Annotated in this window: 16 protein-coding genes; 8 read left to right on the forward strand and 8 right to left on the reverse strand. The window is 53.6% G+C overall.

Annotation, left to right across the window (positions count from 1 at the left end; genetic code table 11):
* Positions 1-57 precede the first annotated feature (57 nt).
* Entirely contained in the window at positions 58-573 is a 516-nt protein-coding gene (locus tag IJL83_03520) for a DUF4364 family protein (protein MBQ6552667.1), read from the forward strand.
* On the opposite strand, the gene IJL83_03525 is transcribed toward IJL83_03520, so the two are convergent.
* Together IJL83_03525 and IJL83_03530 are read right to left on the reverse strand one after the other, a co-directional pair.
* Positions 574-957, reverse strand: coding sequence for a DUF4363 family protein (locus IJL83_03525; protein MBQ6552668.1), 384 nt, complete (start codon positions 955-957; stop codon positions 574-576).
* Entirely contained in the window at positions 954-1,598 is a 645-nt protein-coding gene (locus IJL83_03530) for a DUF421 domain-containing protein (protein ID MBQ6552669.1), read from the reverse strand. The genes IJL83_03525 and IJL83_03530 overlap by 4 nt, the downstream gene beginning before the upstream one ends.
* Positions 1,599-1,696: 98 nt before the next feature.
* Between IJL83_03530 and IJL83_03535 the strand changes: the two genes are divergently transcribed.
* The 3 genes from IJL83_03535 to rnhA all read left to right on the forward strand — a co-directional run bounded on the left by IJL83_03535 (position 1,697) and on the right by rnhA (position 3,951).
* Positions 1,697-2,332, forward strand: coding sequence for a hypothetical protein (locus IJL83_03535; GenBank protein MBQ6552670.1), 636 nt, complete (start codon positions 1,697-1,699; stop codon positions 2,330-2,332).
* A gap of 171 nt (positions 2,333-2,503) precedes the next feature.
* Positions 2,504-3,511 (forward strand): sporulation integral membrane protein YtvI, encoded by a 1,008-nt coding sequence (ytvI, locus tag IJL83_03540; GenBank protein MBQ6552671.1) that lies wholly within the window; start codon positions 2,504-2,506, stop codon positions 3,509-3,511.
* Positions 3,502-3,951, forward strand: a complete 450-nt coding sequence (gene rnhA / locus IJL83_03545) for a ribonuclease HI (protein MBQ6552672.1) — start codon at positions 3,502-3,504, stop codon at positions 3,949-3,951. Before ytvI ends, rnhA begins: the two co-directional genes overlap by 10 nt.
* Positions 3,952-4,014: 63 nt before the next feature.
* Here the strand turns inward: rnhA and IJL83_03550 are convergent, their stop codons facing one another.
* Genes IJL83_03550 through trkA form a run of 4 tightly spaced genes read right to left on the reverse strand, consistent with a single transcriptional unit; the run spans position 4,015 to position 8,905 of the window.
* Positions 4,015-5,448, reverse strand: coding sequence for a TrkH family potassium uptake protein (locus tag IJL83_03550; protein ID MBQ6552673.1), 1,434 nt, complete (start codon positions 5,446-5,448; stop codon positions 4,015-4,017).
* Between the two features lie 52 nt (positions 5,449-5,500).
* A complete protein-coding gene (locus IJL83_03555; GenBank protein MBQ6552674.1) occupies positions 5,501-6,148 on the reverse strand; it encodes a TrkA family potassium uptake protein in 648 nt (215 codons plus the stop codon).
* Between the two features lie 22 nt (positions 6,149-6,170).
* Complete coding sequence (locus IJL83_03560) at positions 6,171-7,505, reverse strand: Trk family potassium uptake protein (protein MBQ6552675.1); 1,335 nt, start codon at positions 7,503-7,505, stop codon at positions 6,171-6,173.
* 41 nt (positions 7,506-7,546) lie between these two features.
* Positions 7,547-8,905: a Trk system potassium transporter TrkA gene (gene trkA / locus IJL83_03565; GenBank protein MBQ6552676.1), complete on the reverse strand. Its 1,359-nt coding sequence runs from the start codon at positions 8,903-8,905 to the stop codon at positions 7,547-7,549.
* A gap of 303 nt (positions 8,906-9,208) precedes the next feature.
* Here trkA and IJL83_03570 point away from each other — a divergent pair, with 303 nt between their 5' ends.
* Positions 9,209-9,919, forward strand: coding sequence for a hypothetical protein (locus IJL83_03570; GenBank protein ID MBQ6552677.1), 711 nt, complete (start codon positions 9,209-9,211; stop codon positions 9,917-9,919).
* Positions 9,920-9,985: 66 nt separating this feature from the next.
* Here IJL83_03570 and IJL83_03575 read toward each other — a convergent pair whose 3' ends face one another.
* Positions 9,986-12,856 carry a hypothetical protein gene (locus tag IJL83_03575; protein ID MBQ6552678.1) on the reverse strand — a complete coding sequence of 957 codons (2,871 nt, stop codon included), beginning with the start codon at positions 12,854-12,856 and terminating at the stop codon, positions 9,986-9,988.
* 12 nt (positions 12,857-12,868) lie between these two features.
* Entirely contained in the window at positions 12,869-13,795 is a 927-nt protein-coding gene (locus tag IJL83_03580; GenBank protein ID MBQ6552679.1) for an HAD family phosphatase, read from the reverse strand.
* 344 nt (positions 13,796-14,139) lie between these two features.
* Here IJL83_03580 and IJL83_03585 point away from each other — a divergent pair, with 344 nt between their 5' ends.
* The 3 genes from IJL83_03585 to IJL83_03595 all read left to right on the forward strand — a co-directional run.
* Entirely contained in the window at positions 14,140-16,644 is a 2,505-nt protein-coding gene (locus IJL83_03585; GenBank protein ID MBQ6552680.1) for a metallophosphoesterase, read from the forward strand.
* A 93-nt stretch (positions 16,645-16,737) separates the two neighbouring features.
* A complete protein-coding gene (gene efp, locus IJL83_03590) occupies positions 16,738-17,301 on the forward strand; it encodes an elongation factor P (protein MBQ6552681.1) in 564 nt (187 codons plus the stop codon).
* A gap of 50 nt (positions 17,302-17,351) precedes the next feature.
* The coding region (locus tag IJL83_03595; protein MBQ6552682.1) for a hypothetical protein at positions 17,352-17,560 on the forward strand (209 nt) is incomplete at its 3' end.

The raw sequence follows: 17,560 nt of genomic DNA on the forward strand, positions 1-17,560 counted from the left end.
ATGCCGACGCGGTTGACATACGGTATTTGATTTGCTAAAATATGTTTGGTGATAAATATGAGAGTTGAACCCGGTGGACTCAGCAATATCAACGAAGTGAAAATATTGATTTGCCGCGTCCTGAATGAACTTGACAACCCGATAGCTATGTCGGATCTTACCGACGGAATGCTCGCGGACGGCTACGTCAATTACTTTGATTACGCGATAGCCATAAACGATCTGTGTGAGAACGGTCATGTCCGCAAGGAGACCGAGGACGGCAGGATAGTTTTTTATTTAACCGAAGACGGCAAAAACGCCGACCGTCTCCTCGGAGCGAATCTTCCGCTTGCCGTATGCGAAAAAGTATACGCCGCCGTGCTTGCCGCGAGAAGCGGCGGCAGGGCGATCTGCACGATAGAGCCGCACGAGCTGGGCTGCTTTGTACGTATGCGTTTCATTCTCGGGGGCAGGGAGCTCTTCAACGTCAAGCTTGAGGCGGGCGACGAGATGACCGCCGAGGATATGAAGCGCAACTTCCTGAAGAATCCTCACGACGTTTATATTTCTCTCGTCAAGCTGATAAAATGATCAGAGTATATTTCGCAGCAGCGGCGTTTCGCTTTCGGTGATATGCGCCAGCATCGCTTTCAGCATACGCAGTTCGCCTATAATACCGCTTTTGTCCCGGCATTGAGCAAATCCTTTCATTTGCTCGATGCCGATTTTTATGTCGTGCATTTCCTCATGCCGCACGAAGAGCAGATAATACGGCTCGCGATCGTCCCAGAAGTCGCCGAATTCATCGAGCGTCTGCAGACAAGCGGCGTAATCCTCGCTCATCGCCGCCTTATCGACTTTTTCAATAAAAACGTCGGCGTCCGCCTCGGTGCCGCGTAGGAAAAAGAGGCAGGCGAGGGATGAGCTTATTATAAACGCCAGCAGTATAGGAACCGCGATCACAATACGCTTCATTTCGCATCCCTTCCGACTATCTCAAATTCTCCGCCTCCGAGGCAGAAGCAGTAAAACACGTCGCGGAGCGAGAAGTTTTCCGCGTTAAGCGCGGCAGTCAGTTCGTTTTTGTCAACTCCGGCCGCTTTGAGTTCGTTTTCATCAATTTTCCCGTCGCTGACGACCATTCTCGGCAGTGTTTTCGGAGGGGGAGTCGACGGATCCGCGGGGATAACGCTGATCTTTCCGTCCGTTTCCACTATCGCGAAAGCGACGTCTGCGAATGAGGCGCAGCCGCAGTTGCGTACCTCTCCGAGCAGGTCGTCGAGAGTGAAACGCAGACGAAGCAGATTATTCTGTACGACTGTACCGTTATCGATAACGACTATCGGCGAGCCGAGCGCGCGGCGTCGGAATCCCGCTGAACGCAGACTTATCGCCGAAACGGCAAGCTCGCAAATAACGAGCGTTATAAGCGGTATCAGCCCCTGCAAAAGCGGTATACCGGTGTTCGTTATCGGTATTGCGGCGAGGTCGGAAATAATTATCGTGATTATCAGCTCGCCCGGCTGAAGATCTCCGAGCTGTCGCTTGCCCATAAGCCGCATCGCGAGCATCAGCAGGGCGTATATAGTTATCGTGCGTATAAAAGAAACGAGCATTTTTCCGCCTCCCGTGCGTATTTTTCCCTCATATACGCTTCGATTATTCGGAAACAAGCCGCTTTTCGCTTCATAAAATGAGGCGAGGGGGCGAGAATATGAAGAAACGCCGCAGGCGCATAAGGATAGTGTTGTATGTCGCGCTGACCGCCGCCGCGCTGATGTTTCTCCGCGCGCGGCTGCGCCCGTATATTGCGTCGCTTGCAGAGATGGAGGGCAAGCGGCTCGGCGCCGATGCAATAACCAGAGGCGTCGTTCGTGTGTTTGCAGAGGATAAACCGGCGTACAGCGATGTGGTCACAGTGACTTACGCCGACGGCAAGGCAGTGTCGCTCCACGCGGACGCGGCGAAGCAGAACGCGCTTCGGCTTGCGGTCGGAGACGCTGTCGCGGACGAACTCGGCGAAAATCCGGCGTCAAGCGTGAAGGTGTCGCTCGGCAGTCTCGTGGGCGAGCTTTTCGCGGGCAGGGGAGTTTCGATGAAAGTAATACTCGATTCCGTCGGCACGGTCGACGTCGACTTTGCGAGTGAATTCGTTTCCGCCGGGATTAACCAGACACTCCACCGCATCACCATGAAGGTCGTCGTCAGCTTCACGATTCTCGCGGCGACTTATCGCGTCGATACGCAATCGACGTGTGCATTCAATCTCGCGGAAACCGTCATCGTCGGAGCAGTTCCGGAGAATTATACGGATATCGGACCGATATCCGAAGGCGAATACGGTAAATAATAAAAACTTACCTTAAAATTTCAGCCATATTTTGACATTTTTGTGTTGTAATTGCCTCGTCATGCGTGTATAATAATATATAAAGCGAAAGGATGTGAATCCATGACGTCACTGGCCGAAAACCGAAAAGTCAAGTTTTTAATCAATATCGCATTTATAGCGGTTTGCGTTGTGCTGGCATATTTCGGTCTGCGATATCTGCCGGGATTGTTTATGCCGTTCATCTTCGCGCTGTTCATCGTGCTTATCACGAATCCGCTTGTTAATTTCTGCGAGCGCAAGTTCAAGATCCCGCGCAAGATCGGCGGTCCGATAATAGTGATACTTGCGATCGGATTGATAGTTCTCCTGTTTTACTTTCTGATAACCGTCGTTCTCAGCGAGGCGACCGATCTCGTTAAAGATATCAGCCAGCTTGTAAAAAGCTTGCCGGAGAAGTGGGAAAAGATAATCGCTTCTTACGAAGCTTTCCTTGACAGGATAGCTCTTCCGACAGTCTTGCGCGATGCGTTTGATTTTAACAAACTTGTTTCGAACATGACGAAATCCCTGTCGGAGACGCTGGACGTGCAGAATATAGTGTCCGGCATAGTATCCAACGCGTCGGCGTTCCTATTCGGATTCTTTATTATGGTAGTCGCGACAGTGCTGCTCAGCGCGGATTACGTCCGCATTAGAGCGTTCGTGATGCGACAGCTTTCGCCGCGGTATCAAAAGACGATGCTGAACGTCAAGGTGTTTATGAAGACGACGGTCTGGGGCTACATCAAGACTTATGCGATTATTTTTGCTTTCTACTTTGTTGCAATGATGGGATTGTTCTTGATACTGAAGGTGGATCATGCGGTGCTGATTTCTTTCCTGATCGCGCTGGTTGATCTGCTGCCGGTATTGGGACTCGGCATCGTTTTCATTCCGTGGTCGATAATCAGCATTATCGGCGGAGATGTCTGGTTCGGCATCGCGCTTATAGTCGCTTACGTGGTGCTGACCTTCGTCAGAAACCTCATCGAGCCGAAGTTGATAGGTAAACAGGTCGGGATACATCCGTTCGTCGCTCTGCTCGCGCTGTACCTTGGGCTTAAACTCTTCGGAATAATCGGCGTGTTCGTGCTGCCGCTGTCGGTCATACTGCTTAAAAGCGAGCACGACGCGGGAAGACTGCATCTATGGAAATGACGCGTCCGCACGTTGAAATATTCACCGACGGCGCCTGCTCCGGAAATCCGGGCGCGGGCGGATGGGGAGCTGTCCTGCGGTATAACGACAGGGAAAAGGAGCTCGCCGGCGGCGAAAAGGAAACGACGAACAACCGTATGGAGCTGACCGCAGTCATTGAGGCGCTCTCCGTGCTGAAAAAACCGTGCAGGGTAACGCTTACGACGGATTCGCAGTACGTTGCCAACGCCGTCGGGCAGCGATGGGTCTACTCTTGGCAGGCAAAGAATTGGCGCAAAGCGGACGGGAAACCGGCACTGAACGTCGACCTTTGGCAAAAACTGCTCCCGCTTCTCGAAACGCACGACGTCGAATTCGTCTGGATCCGCGGCCACAACGGCCACCCGGAAAACGAGCGGTGCGACGCTCTCGCGGTCGCGGAAACCGCTAAACAAAAGTGAGTATAAATAATAACACCCTCGGGGATTTCAATTCCCGAGGGTGTTTTGTCGTATGTGCCGTTCTTATTTTTTCCACGTAGCCGGTGAAAGTCCGATTATCAACGGGAATATCTCAAGTCTTCCGAGCATCATCATAGCCGAGAGAACTATCTTCGAGAACGCCGAGTAGTTCGCGTAACAGGACTGCGTTCCGAAGAACGGGCCGATATTGTTAAAGCAGGATATCGTTGCCGTCAGATTCGTTTCAAACCCGAAACGCTCCCACGAGATCAGAAGGAATGCCGTGATGAGACACAAAACGTAAAACGCGAGGTAAATCGTTACGCTCTTCTGCGTCGCTTCGTCGACGTCTTTTTCCTCAAATTTAATAGCGTTTACGGAACGCGGATGGAGCATGTGTCTGACTTCGCGCGTTATCTGCTTAAAAATCAGTATGACTCGCGAGACTTTAATGCCGCCGGCCGTCGAACCCGCGCAGCTGCCGATACACATCAGCACCAGCAGAATGCCTTTTGAAAGTGAAGGCCACGCGTTCATATCTGTCGTAGTATAACCGGTGGTGGTGATGATCGATGACACCGAGAACGTCGAGTCCTTGATCGCTTCGCCGAGCGTGGCATACAGCGAGCTGATGTTCCAGGTGATTATCGCAGCGCCGATGACAAAGAGAGAAAGATACAGCTGCAGCTCCGAGCTTTTCAGTACCGCACGGAGTTTGCGCATCAGCAGCAGGTAATAGAGGTTGAAGTTTATACCGAACATCAGCATGAAGACGGTTACGACAATCTGTGAATATGAGCTGTATGCGCCGATCGAAGCGTTCTTTATGCTGAATCCGCCTGTGCCGGCGGTGCCGAACGTGTGGACGAGCGCCTCAAAAAGATTCATGTCGCCTGCCCAGAGGAATGCGACCTCGGTAAGTGTGAGCACTATGTAGATATAATACAGTATTTTAGCTGTGTCGCGTGCCTTCGGCACGAGCTTGCCTACGGCGGGGCCGGGCATTTCCGCACGCATCAGATGTATCGAGCGGTCGGAAACGTTGCGCACGACAGCCATGAGGAGCACTATAACGCCCATACCGCCGAGCCAGTGGGTGAAGCTTCGCCAGAAGTGCATTCCGTGTGAGAGCGTTTCGACGTCTTCGAGAATGGAGGCGCCGGTGGTCGTAAATCCGCTGACCGTTTCAAAAAACGCGTTGACATAGTTCGGTATGGCGCCGCTTATGACAAAGGGGAGAGCGCCTATGGCGGACATTCCTATCCAGCTCAGCGCCGCGATGGCGAAACCCTCTTTGGCATAGATTACGTGGTTTTTCGATTTGAATATCAAAAGCAGCAAAAAGCCGAGCAACGCAGCACCCGCCGAAACGACGATAAAAGACTGCATGGACTTCTGCTCGCCGTATATCAATGAAACGACTGCGGGGAGCAGAAGACATGCCGCGCACGCGAGCGACATTCTGCCGAGGGTATTGAATACCATTTTGCGATTCATAACCGAACGCACCTCATGATTGTTTTCACCTTTTGGGAAAACGTGTTATCGTTTAGATTTTGAAGCACTTCTGGAGTGCCTTGCGGTCGCCGAGGACAAGCATTGTCTTGTGCTCGTTGAGGACCGTCTCGGGAGTGACGGAAAGATTCATGTCGCCGTTATTCTTGACGGCGAGGATATTTATGCCGTACTTTTTGCGGATATCAATCTGACCGACGGATTTGCCGATCCAGTCTTTAGGAACCGTGACTTCGAATATGGCGTGTTCTTCGTCAAGCCGTATGTAGTCGAGGATGTGATCTGAGGAGTAGCGGATAGCCGCCCATTCGGCGATCTGCTTTTCGGGATTGATGACTTCGTCGGCGCCGTTGCGCAGCAGGAACTTCGCCTGCACCTCTCTGTCCGCGCGGGAAACGACGAGTTTGCCCCCCAACTCTTTGAGCAGAGAAGTCGTTTCGAGGGAGCTTTGGAAATCGTTCCCGATAGCCACGATGCATACGTCGAAGTTGTTGATGCCGAGAGATTCGAGGAACACCTCGTTCGTGCTGTCGCCGATCTGCGCGTCGGTGACGTAGGGGAGAACGGCGTTCACGCGCTCCTCGTCGCGATCGATAGCGAGCACCTCGTGACCGAGCTCGCTGAGCTGTTTCGCGACCAGGCGGCCGAAATTGCTGAGGCCTATTAACAGAATAGATTTCATAATAACATCTCCTTGTTGTTGATCAGCCGACGCTGATCCTTCCGACCGGACGCTGCGAAACGTCTCCGCCTTTGCTGTTGACGGCGGCGTACATCAGCGTCAATCCGCCCACACGACCGAAGAACATCAGCAGTATAAGGATCATATGCGACGCAAAACTGAGCGCGGGGGTTATGCCGAGCGTCAGGCCGACCGTACCGATTGCCGACGCGGTTTCAAAAATACAAGCGCCGAGCGGCAGACTGTCAATAATACTGATCGCTGCGGCTCCGGTAAGCGCGAGGAACAAATACATTATCAGCAGCGCGGCGGCGCTTTTGACCGTGCTGTCCTCGATGCGCCTGCCGAACATTTCCGGGCTTTTCTTTCTGCGGATAACAGAAACCGAGCTTGAGCACAGTACCGCGAGCGTTGTTGTTTTCATACCGCCGGCAGTCGAACCGGGCGAGCCGCCGATGATCATAAGTACGATGATCAGCATACGTCCGGCGCTCGTGAGCGCGGTAAGGTCGGCGGTGTTGAAGCCCGCGGTCCTCGGCGTTATCGCCTGGAAAAGCGACAGACAAATGCGGTCGCCCATCGGATGATCGGCGTATTCGCCGAAGAACAGTATCACGGCGGGGATAAATATCAGCAGGGCAGAGGTAACGAGAACGACCTTCGTCTGAGTTCTGTATCTCTTAAAGTGATGCTTGTGCGTGTAAATATCGTCCCACGTCAGGAAGCCGATGCCGCCTATGATAATCAACAGCGACAGAGGGATGACTACGCCGGGATTGCTTCCGAACGACGTCAGTGAAGAGAACTGTCCGGTCCGCGCTCCCATAATATCGAAACCGGCGTTGCAGAAGGCAGAGATCGAATGGAAGAACGACATCCATATACCCGCGGCGCCGTACTGCGTGCAGAAGCTTGGCAGCAGCACCAGCGCGCCGGCAACCTCGAATATCAGCGCGGTCTTGAAGATGAAGCTCGTCATCCTTACGATGCCGCCTATCTGGTGCGCGGAAATGCTGTCCTGGAGCATACTGCGCTGCAGAAGGGAAATCTTCCTGCCGGAAATCATCGCGATAAACGCGGCGACGGATATGACGCCGAGTCCGCCTATCTGTATCAGCACGAGGATCACGGCCTGCCCGAAAGGCGACCAGAAGCTCGCGGTGTCCTGAGTAACGAGTCCGGTGACGCATGCGGCGGAGGTGGAGGTGAAGAGCGCGTCTTCAAAGCGCGCGCCGCCTTCGCCGTTCGTCGCCATGGGAAGCGTCAGCAGGGCGGTCCCGACGAGGATCAGGCATATAAACCCGAATATAATGATTTGGAAGGAAGACGGTTTCTTTTTGAATAGCCCTCCGCTCATAACGGTACTCCGATCATAAAAACTGATTATCCGCCGCGCTGTTACGCGAGGATGTCCGAAAGGTCGAAAAGCTTCTTGCCGGAAACGATAACTACGACTCTGTCGCCGGAAAGGATCATATCGTCGCCGGTGGGGATCATCGCCTTGCGTCCTTTAATTATTCCGGCGATGAGGATGCCGGGTTTCAGCTTAAGATCCTTGAGCGCGGTTTTGACGCCCCTGAAATCGGCGCCGACCTTGAACTCGATCGCCTCGACGCTGCCGTCCATCAGTTTGTAAAGCGTCTCGACGTTGCTGCCGAGGGAGTTTTGCAGCGCACGGGCGTAGCGCGAAACTATATCCGAAACGATGCGTTTAGGCGAGATGACGCTGTCGAGCCCGAGGTTCTGCGCCATAGCGTAAAGCTCGTCGCGGTTGACTTTGGAAATGACCTTCGGCACGTTGCGCGAGCCGGCGAAAATGGAGATGAGTATGTTCTCTTCGTCCATGCCGGTCAGCGCGAGGAACGCGTCGACGCGGTCGATGCCTTCTTCGATGAGAAGCTCCTGCTCGGCGCCGTCGCCGACGATCATCGTAGCGGCCGGCAGCTTTGAGGAAAATTCGCGGCAGCGTTTTTCGTCCTTGTCTATGACCGTGACGTTGCTTCCGCCGGAGAGCAGACGCTTAGCGAGGTAGAAAGAGATTCGGCTCGCGCCGAGTATAAGACTGCTTCGCGTCTGGCGGCTGACGACGTCCATCATCTTCAAAAGCTTGATTATTTCGGCGGGCGGCGCGGTGAGGCCGATCCTGTCGCCGCTCTGCAGAACGAAGCTGCCGTCGGGGATATAGACCTTGCCTTCGCGCTGGACGGCGCAGATAAGGAACTTCGCCGGGAACTTGCGGCGCAGGTCATGGAGTGCAACACCGTCGAGAGGGGAGCCCGCCTTCAGTTTCATCTCGACCATTTCGAGGTTGCCGCCGGAGAAGGTCTCGACGTTGACCGCCGCGGGGAGCTTGAGTATTCTGAATATTTCCTGCGCGGCGAGCCAGTCGGGGTTGATCGATGCGGCGAGGCCGAGGTGCTGGCGGACGAAGATCATGCTCTTGTCATTGTATTCGGGGTTGCGGATACGCGCAATGGTGTGCTTTGCGCCCATGCGCTGGGCGAAAAAGCAGCTGAGCATATTCGTTTCGTCTGCGCCCGTAACGGAAACGAAAAGCTCCGCCTTCTCAACGCCGGCTTCGGTAAGAGTCTCGAAGTCCGTGCCGTTTCCGCAGACGGAAATAACGTCGTATATATTGCCGATGTTTTCGGTGACGGCTGGATCCATATCGACAGCGACGACGTCGTGTCCTTCGGCGACGAGACTGGAAATGATAGCCGTGCCGATCTTGCCGCAGCCGACGATGATAATTCTCAATCGTATCACTCTCTTTCACAACGATACCGGAATTATACCACAGGTATCCGAATAATTCAAGTGAAATAATTATTAGGAAAAACAAACGCCGTATTTATGCGTCAAAACAGCTTTGATAATACCAGGAACGCCGCGAAAAGTTACAAAGAGTTACAAAAACGCCTTAAAAGTAACAAAAAGGTTACAAAACTGTAACTAATTTGTAACCGTTTTTTTCCTTATTATGTGATATAATACGATTGTGATGGGAAACAAATGCTTTCTGACATTATACATACAACTCTGTTTACGGAGGTAACGACAATGAAAAAGCTTACAGCGATAATCCTTATTTTCGCGCTTGCGGTGCCGCTTTTGACCGCCTGCGCGAAGCCGAGCGACGCTCAAAGCGAAACCGTCGAAAGCTCTTCGCAGGGTGGGAGCGCGCTTCCGTTCGATCCGACTGTTCCGCAGAGCGTTGACAGCGGGACTTACAGCTATTATATCTACGACGGCAGCGAAATTCTGAAAGAATGGCTGGGCGGCTTCGGCATTTTGGACTATTTTTACAGGATAACCAACTCGTCCAAAGTTGCCGAAAGAATACTCGACAGACCTATCAGGGAGTTCGGCGGCTTTGGTACGGAGTTTGTTGCGATAACGAAGGACTGCAAACTTATTCGCTTTCCGAATATTGCCGACGTGCCTGAAGGCAAAATCACCTATCTCGGAGATGTTCCCGCTGACGCGTCTTGTTTCGCAACGAACGGCAAGGCAGCGTGTTATATGGCGGGAGAAGAACTCGTCGGCGTTTCCGTTGATGACGGCTCTGAAGTGTTCAGGCAGAAGTTTGACGGATTGAAGCAGATATATTTCGGCGATAGCGTCGGGATTGTTTGCCGGACGGACGAGCGATATTACGTTTATGATACCGAAAAACGGCAGATCGTATTCACGGGCGTTAAGTTAAGCGAACAGACGTGGGAAAATGAGGCAGTTTACGAATTGGATAAATACTTTGGTAAAGCCGATTAACGATACTCGCTTCCGCAAAAAAGCCGCTGCTCGATTGAGCAGCGGCTTTTTTCGTATCTTTTCGTTTTATCTCACAAACTTGAGCGTGAGGATCTTCTTCGGCGCGATCTCGAAATCGACGAAGCCGTCCTTGCCGATCGCAAGCTCGGATTCGGGAAGTTCTTCGAGCGTTACGACGCTGCACTTGCTCCACATCCTGCCGTCGTAGGGGGGCAGATACCACTCCGCCGCCTCTCTCTCGCAGGGGGACTGCGGCGCTTCGATCGGCGCGCGCCCCTTGTTGAGCCGGATGGCGTTCTTGATCGTCTTGTCGGAGTAGTTGAAGAGTCTGACGACGTAGCCCTCCTCGTCCTCGCTCTGTTTTACGGCGCTGACGTTGAGGTTCTCTTCCTTCAGCTCGAGGAAGGAGTGCGTCATCGGGTTCTTGCCGCCGTCCTTCGGCGCGATCTGCGCGAGCGAAGGATCGAGGGTGAAACGCTCGGACATCTGCCATACCTTCGCCTTCTCGTAATCGCCGGTGTAGGGGTAGAAGGCGTATTTGAAGGTGTGCTTGCCGAGGCACTGGGAGCCCTTGTCGATCTGGCTGTAATCCTGCATCGAGCAGACGCAGATGCGCAGCGGGAAGGCGCGCAGCAGCGTCAGGTACATCGTGCGGTCCTTGTCGGCGTCGTCGACTTCGTACGCTTTCAGGCCGAAGTTGAGCAGCGCTACGCCGTCCTTGCCGTCGTGCATCGTGACGAAGGAGTTCATAGGATGCTCGGTCATCGGCAGCTCGTCATAGAGCGAATAGTCGAGCTTCGCGGTCTGGCGCTTGACGATATCGAACTGTCCCTGCGCATAGACGCTGTCGCTCACTATGCCGGTGGGGAAGCCGACCTGCAGGTAGTGATCCTCGGCGCGGTTGTTGACCGTGGTCTCTATGGCGACGTACTTGGCGCCCTTATGCAGCGTGATGACGCTGTCGATGGAAACGGGCACGAGGTGCGGGCTTCTCTTCTTGTCGCCTTCGCCGCGGGATTCGGGCAGCATCCAGTCTAGCGTTACGCGGAACGCCGTTTCAAGCTTGCCGCTGCGATAGACGGAGACCTTCGGAGTCTCGGTGAGGGTGGTGAAGACCTCTTCCTGCTCGACCGTGAAGTGCTCCCACGGATTGGCGATCTCGGAGGAATCCTTGAAGAAGCCGAGGTTTTTGTATTCTCTGCCGTTCTCCTTGTTGATGACGTTGAACGTGCCGTTGGAGTTCATCGAAACGATGAGATATTCATTCTCCATCGTGGTCGGGGAGGTGAGCATCGTTTCGGGAGTCGTCTTTCTCTCGCCGGCCTTGACGGTCACGAGCTTGAGCGTCTTATAGCCCATCGCGGGGATATCGGCGACTTCAAGGCGGATCTCATATTGCTCGGTCGGGATGACGTTGGGCGAGTCATGCATAAACTGGACGACCTGCTCGTTGGCGCGGTTGGTGGAAACGAGCTGATATGCGAGCTCCTTGCCGTCCTCGTCGTAGATGTGGAACGCCTGGCCCTTGTCGTTCTTCGGCCAGGGGCGCAGCTCGACTCTCGCTTCAACGACCTCGGTGCGCTTGAAGGGCGCGGGGTTGTAGACGACGATGGCGCTGTCGTCCTCGGAGAAGCCCTCGAGCTTGATGTCGCCGGCGACGTCGATGAACGCGCGCTCATAGACGCAGCTGCTGATCTCGCGGGACTGCTTGAAGCGCGCCATGACGTCGTCCGCGACGACGTCGCGGCTGCAGGCGCCGATGCTGTCGTGTCCGTGATTCTGGAGCAGGTAGTTATAAGCCAGCGCGATGAAGTTCTTCGGATACGCGGCTCCGCAGAGCGCGGCGAAGACCGCGAGCGGCTCGGCGTAGTTGGTTAAGTCGCGCTCGGTGCGGAAGTTTGACTGCTTGATATACATTCTCGCGGAGCAGACCCAGCCCATCAGCGGCGAAACGCTGCCCTTGGTGGAGGGCCTTCTCATCTCGCCCTTGATGAGCGTGGACTTGGGATCGAAGTTCTCGATGACCGCGTCCTCGAACTCCTTGAGGGAGGAGAAGAAAACGTCGCATTCGGGGAGCTTGTCGTTGAGGTCCTTGACCATCCTGACTTCGCGGGCGTCCGGGAAGGAGGAGTCGTGGCTCTCGGACCAGAAGCGGTGGTTGGTCGTCCATTCGCCGTCCTGCTCTTTAAGGGCGTTCTTTCCGGCTTCCTCGACTCTCTCGGTGAAGTATTTATAGAAAGGATGGGTATACTGCATATCCATCGGGTGACGCTCGGAGTCGATGAACTTGAAGACGCCGTTGGTGCTGTCCCACTTGAAGACGCGGTTGTTTACGTCGTCTACGTTGAAGTACACCGGGCGGTGGACGACGTACCAGACGTTATAGCGCGGGCGGGTGGCGAGACGGGAGGCGTAGATGCGCGTGCCGTCGGCGCCTTCCCAGAAGAATTCGGACTTCGGCGCGACGTAGGGGTTGAGTCCGCGGTAGAAGGAGGCGAAGCGGATCCCGAAGCCGCTGTAGATCTGCGGCATCTGCGAGATCTGGCCCCAGCCGAAGGGGGAGTAGCCGGTCTTGCTGACCGCGCCCATCTCCTTGCCGATCTTATGGCCGAGCAGCAGGTTGCGGATAAGGGATTCGCCGCCGACGCAGAACTCGTCCGGCAGGCAGAACCACGGGCCGATGGCTATGCGGCCTTCGCGGACGTACTTCTGGAATCTTTCCTTCTTCTCCGGATATACCTCGAGGTAATCCTGGACGGGCATCGTCTGCGAGTCGAGGTGGAAGTGCTTGTAGTCGGGATTCTTGTCAAGGATGTCGAAAAGCAGGTCGAGCATCTGGCCCAGCATGAACTGGGTGCGTCTGGCGGAGTAGCGCCATTCTCTGTCCCAATGGGTGTTGGGGATAAAGTGGCACTGGATCTTCTGATTCTTGTCCATGTTCGTTTCTCCTTATCCTTTGATTATATTCATTATTTCGGCGAAGGAATCGGTGTAGTGCGAGCAGAGCGCTTTAGTGCCGCTGGATTCGATGTTGCCTCCGGAAATGCCGATGGTGGCGTAGCTCGCGAGCCGGATGGAGCAGGCGCCGGCGCCGCTGTCCTCGATGCCGACGACGTGAGCGCGCTCGGCGAAGGGGATGTTAAGACCGACGACGCAGGTCTCGGAGTAGAGCCACGGATGCGGCTTCGGCGAAAGCTCGCCGAGCGTTCCGACGCTGCCTTTGCGGAGCGGGAAGCCGGCGGAAATTATCGCGTCGTAGAAATCCTTCGGATCGCCCATCTTCAGCGTCTTGAACGCAGAGAGGATCTCGGGCCACGCTTTTTCGTAGAGGCCGGAGGTTACGAGGCCGATCTTGACGCCCATATCCTTCAGCTCGTAGAGGAAATCCTTGAGCCCGGGGGTGGGGACGAATGCGTTTTCTCTGCCGCGGCCTTCCATGATCTCCTGCATCTCTCTGTGAGTATGCTCGAAGTAGAAGTTTCTCGCGTCCTCGAGCTTCTTGTCGGGGCAGTACTTGTTGATGCAGTACTTCAGATGTTCCGAAACGCTGTGGCCGGAAACGTAGGGGAGGTCCGCCTCCTCGAGCTCGAACTTCGGATTGCCGAGCAGACTCGCGACGGAAAGCTGTATGATCCAGATCCAGAACTCCTCGCTGCGGACGGAGGTTCCGTCGAGGTCCATAAGGACCGCTTTCAGCGGGCGCTCGATGGATACGGGGTAAACGGGATAATAGACCGGGAACGCGATCGCGGATTTGACGCAGGCGAGAGTCTGGTTTCCGAAGGAAACGAACTCGACCTTGCGGTCGCCGGTCGCGGCGATCTCCTCGACGCCGTTGACGCCGCGGGTGTAGCGTCCGTCGCTGGTCTGTTCCATTCTGATGAGACCCGCGTCGGCGCTGAAGGTTCCCAGATCGGGAAGAAAAATAGGTTTGATTTCACTCATAGGTTTTACCATCCTTTGCCGGAGTTGGCAGAATGTCCTTTTTACAATCTGCCTTATATATTGACTATTATAATTCTATGTTATAGAAATGTAAAGAGTGTTTTTTACAAAATAAGCGATTATTTTCAGAAAATTTTCCAATATCTTGCGGTAGAAGACTCGATTTTCGCTCTTTGTTATTGTATTTGATTGACAAGACGCAGCGCGTATGTTATAATTATGGAAACAAATATGCGCATAAAGGAGTGATTCTAATGAGTGTAAAGAAAAGTGCTATGAGAGCATTGTCAATCGTTCTATGCCTGGCTATGTTTGCCGGAATCGGATTCACACGCTTCACGATGAGCGCTTCCGCAGATGCGCTTGTCAGGGTCGTTAACGGCAAGGCGCTCATGTCGTCTTCTGTTACATTCATTCAAGCATATATCGACTGCGAAAAAGACGTATCAACGGAGGTGAGTTTTTTCGCGGCGACCGGACTTGACGTTTACGGTTTCTCTTCCTACTACGGCGGAGACGTAGACAACGTAAAGTCCGATCCTTCCGAAACGCATCTGACCGGCACCGACGGAGATTATTACGTTACATGGACGAATGACCGCTCTTTGAATCCTTATCAGGCGTTTGAAGCTGATGTTTCGGGTATCGTTGGCAACATCATCATAGGATATGACGGCAAACTCCACGATACGGATACCAATGGTTCGATAATACTCCAAGTATGGAGCCCTGCCGAGAATAAGTATATTAAAATGGATGAATGCGGAGTCGTGAGCGGCACGGGTGTCCCTGCCGGCTCGGTATCGGTATGTGCGGAAATAAACGCGGCTGAGTATTCTGAGAACGGCATCGTCAGGTACAGAGTCGTTCTGCCGACCGACGCAGCTTATAAGTGGATTTATACACGTCACGCAACAGTGGGGCAAGTAGACGAAAGCACGCAGTACGGCACTACAAAAACGCGGACTAAGCCCGGCAACGCTTCCTTGAATTATAAAGGCGAAGTTGTTCCCGGAATGTGCTTCTGCGTGAAGACGGAGACCGACGCCGGATACGGATATTCGATGATATTCCCGTTCAGCTCTGAAAACACCGCGCAGTCTCAGCTTGCTCACTTCAACGTTAACTTTAACGGCGACGCCTGCACGACGCGCAACATGAGCTGGGTTTCCAAAAACGACCTCGCTGCCGCTGTGGTTCAGGTCGTGCCTTACGGCAAGCTCGACCCCGATTTCACCAATGCGAGAACCTATACCGGCAAAAAAGACAGGATAAAGAACGCCGAGAAACCCTACGGCTTCTACGTCACCGTCGACGACCTCGAGCCCGATACTGAATACTGGTACCGTTACGGCGACGGGAATAGTGTTTGGTCTTCACCGTGCTATTTGCGTACCGATGACGGCGACGCGCACTTTTCGTTCATGATGAGCGGAGATCCGCAGTCTTACACCGACAGCACCGATGAAGCGCAGATCGAAAAGGTGTTCGGACAGTACAGGCAGGTCGGTTATTCTTTTAATGAAGCGAAACGCACCACCGGCGCGGAGTTTATGGTCGTGTGCGGTGACGAAAGCGACCACGGCAACTATGAGTCTTGCTGGGATTGGTACTATGACAAAAACCAGACGTTCTACCGATCTTCGACGCTTGCGCCGACGATGGGCAACCATGACAGCTGGGGGTGGGATATGTGGCTTGCGAATCACTTCCTTTCGGACCCCGATACCGGCGAACGGGGAAGTTACTGTTCGTTTGACTACGGCAACGCTCACTTCATTATCCTTAACGGCAATATAGCCGAGGCAAATAACAGAAGGGCGATGCGCGATAAGGAATACGCGTGGCTCATAAGAGACCTTGAAGAGCACAAGGACGCTGACTTCAAATTTATAATCGAGCACCAGGGTATGTATTCGTATCCGGTGCATACAAACGAGGCGGAAACTGTCGAAATCCGTTCTATCCTCGTGCCGATAATAGACGAATACGGAGTAGACTTCATGATGCAGGGGCACGATCACATCTGGCTCCGCACGAGCTCTATGGAAGGCGGCAGAAATGTTTCCCCCGGCAACACGACGACGATAACCGATATCGTCACCGGAGATACCTACATCGTGGATCCGCAGGGAACGACCTACTGCAACGGCGGCTCGCTGACGGGCAGTAAGTATCACAATCCGAACCCCGCGAACTTTCTGACGCTTATTTCCGTTGCCTGTGCCGCTCAGCCCAATATGCCGACTTATAACACCTTTGAGATCGACGGGGGCAAGCTGAAGTTCAAGGGCTGGGCTTTCAACAAGTCGACAGGCGTGATTTCGAGGATCGGCCAGTATTCGCATTACGGCAATGAAACAGATGGCTACAGCATAGTCAAGACTTCCTACTACACTAAGATCAATAACCGCATAAACGCGCTTCCCGAAACGCTGACGCTTGAGGACAGGGAAGAGGTCCTCGCGCTCAAAAAGATGTGCGACGCCGAGAGCGAAACGTTCCTTGACGCTTACGTTCCGGACGCGGGAAAACTCGCGGCAGCTTATGAAACCGTCGAGCAGCTTTATCAGGATTCGATAATCAAAGGAGACCTTGACGGAGACGGCGAAGTGACCGTAGCGGACGCGCTTGCCGCGCTTCGTGTTGCCGTTGGTCTTGCGGATCAGCCCGAAGGCGACGCGCTTATCGTTGCCGACGTCGACTGCGACGGTGAAGTGACTGTTTCCGACGCGCTTCACATTCTCCGTTTTGTCGCAAAACTCGTTGACGAGCTGTAATAATCGTTAATTAGCAAAATAATGTAAAAATTATCTTGCAATTATCGAGTTTATGTCTTAAAATAAAAATATACTGATTATGGAGGAATGCAAATGCTTTCAGCAGGAGATTTCAGAAACGGCGTAACCTTTGAACTGGACGGCGACGTAATGCAGGTCGTTGAGTTCCAGCACGTTAAGCCCGGCAAGGGCGCTGCTTTCGTGCGCACGAAGATGAAGAACGTCATCACCGGCGCCGTCACCGAGCGCAGCTTCAACCCCACGGAGAAATTTGAAAACGCCTACGTCGAGCGCAAGGATATGGAATATCTTTACAACGACGGCGACCTTTACTACTTCATGGACGGCGAGACCTATGAGCAGGTTCCGATCAGCAAGAATATACTCTCTGACAACTTCAAGTTCGTCAAGGAGAATATGGTCTGCAAGATCGTTTCCTACAAGGGCAACGTTTTCTCCGTCGAGCCGCCGCTGTTCGTTGAGCTCGAAGTCACCGAGACAGAGCCCGGCGTCAAGGGCGACACCGCCACCAACGTCACCAAGCCCGCTACGCTCGAAACCGGCGCGGCGATCAAGGTCCCGCTGTTCATCAACGAGGGCGACGTGATCAAAATCGATACCAGAACGAGCGAATATCTGCAGCGCGTCCAGGGTTGACGATTCGATTTTATAGGGTTACAATACTTGAAAATAAAGGAGTTATAATTATGTCTTCTCAGGAAAAGATTGCTTATATCAAAGGACTTATCGAAGGCCTCGATCTCGATAAGGAAAGCAAGGAAGCGAAGGTCTTCGCGGCCATCATAGACGCGCTCGACACCATCGCCGAGGACATCGAAGAAGTCAAGGACGACATCTTTGACCTCAACGAGTACGCAGAAGCTATGGACGAGGATCTCTATGACGTCGAAGAGGC

The sequence above is a fragment of the Clostridia bacterium genome, from assembly GCA_017438525.1.
In the GTDB taxonomy this organism is placed as follows: domain Bacteria; phylum Bacillota; class Clostridia; order Oscillospirales; family RGIG8002; genus RGIG8002.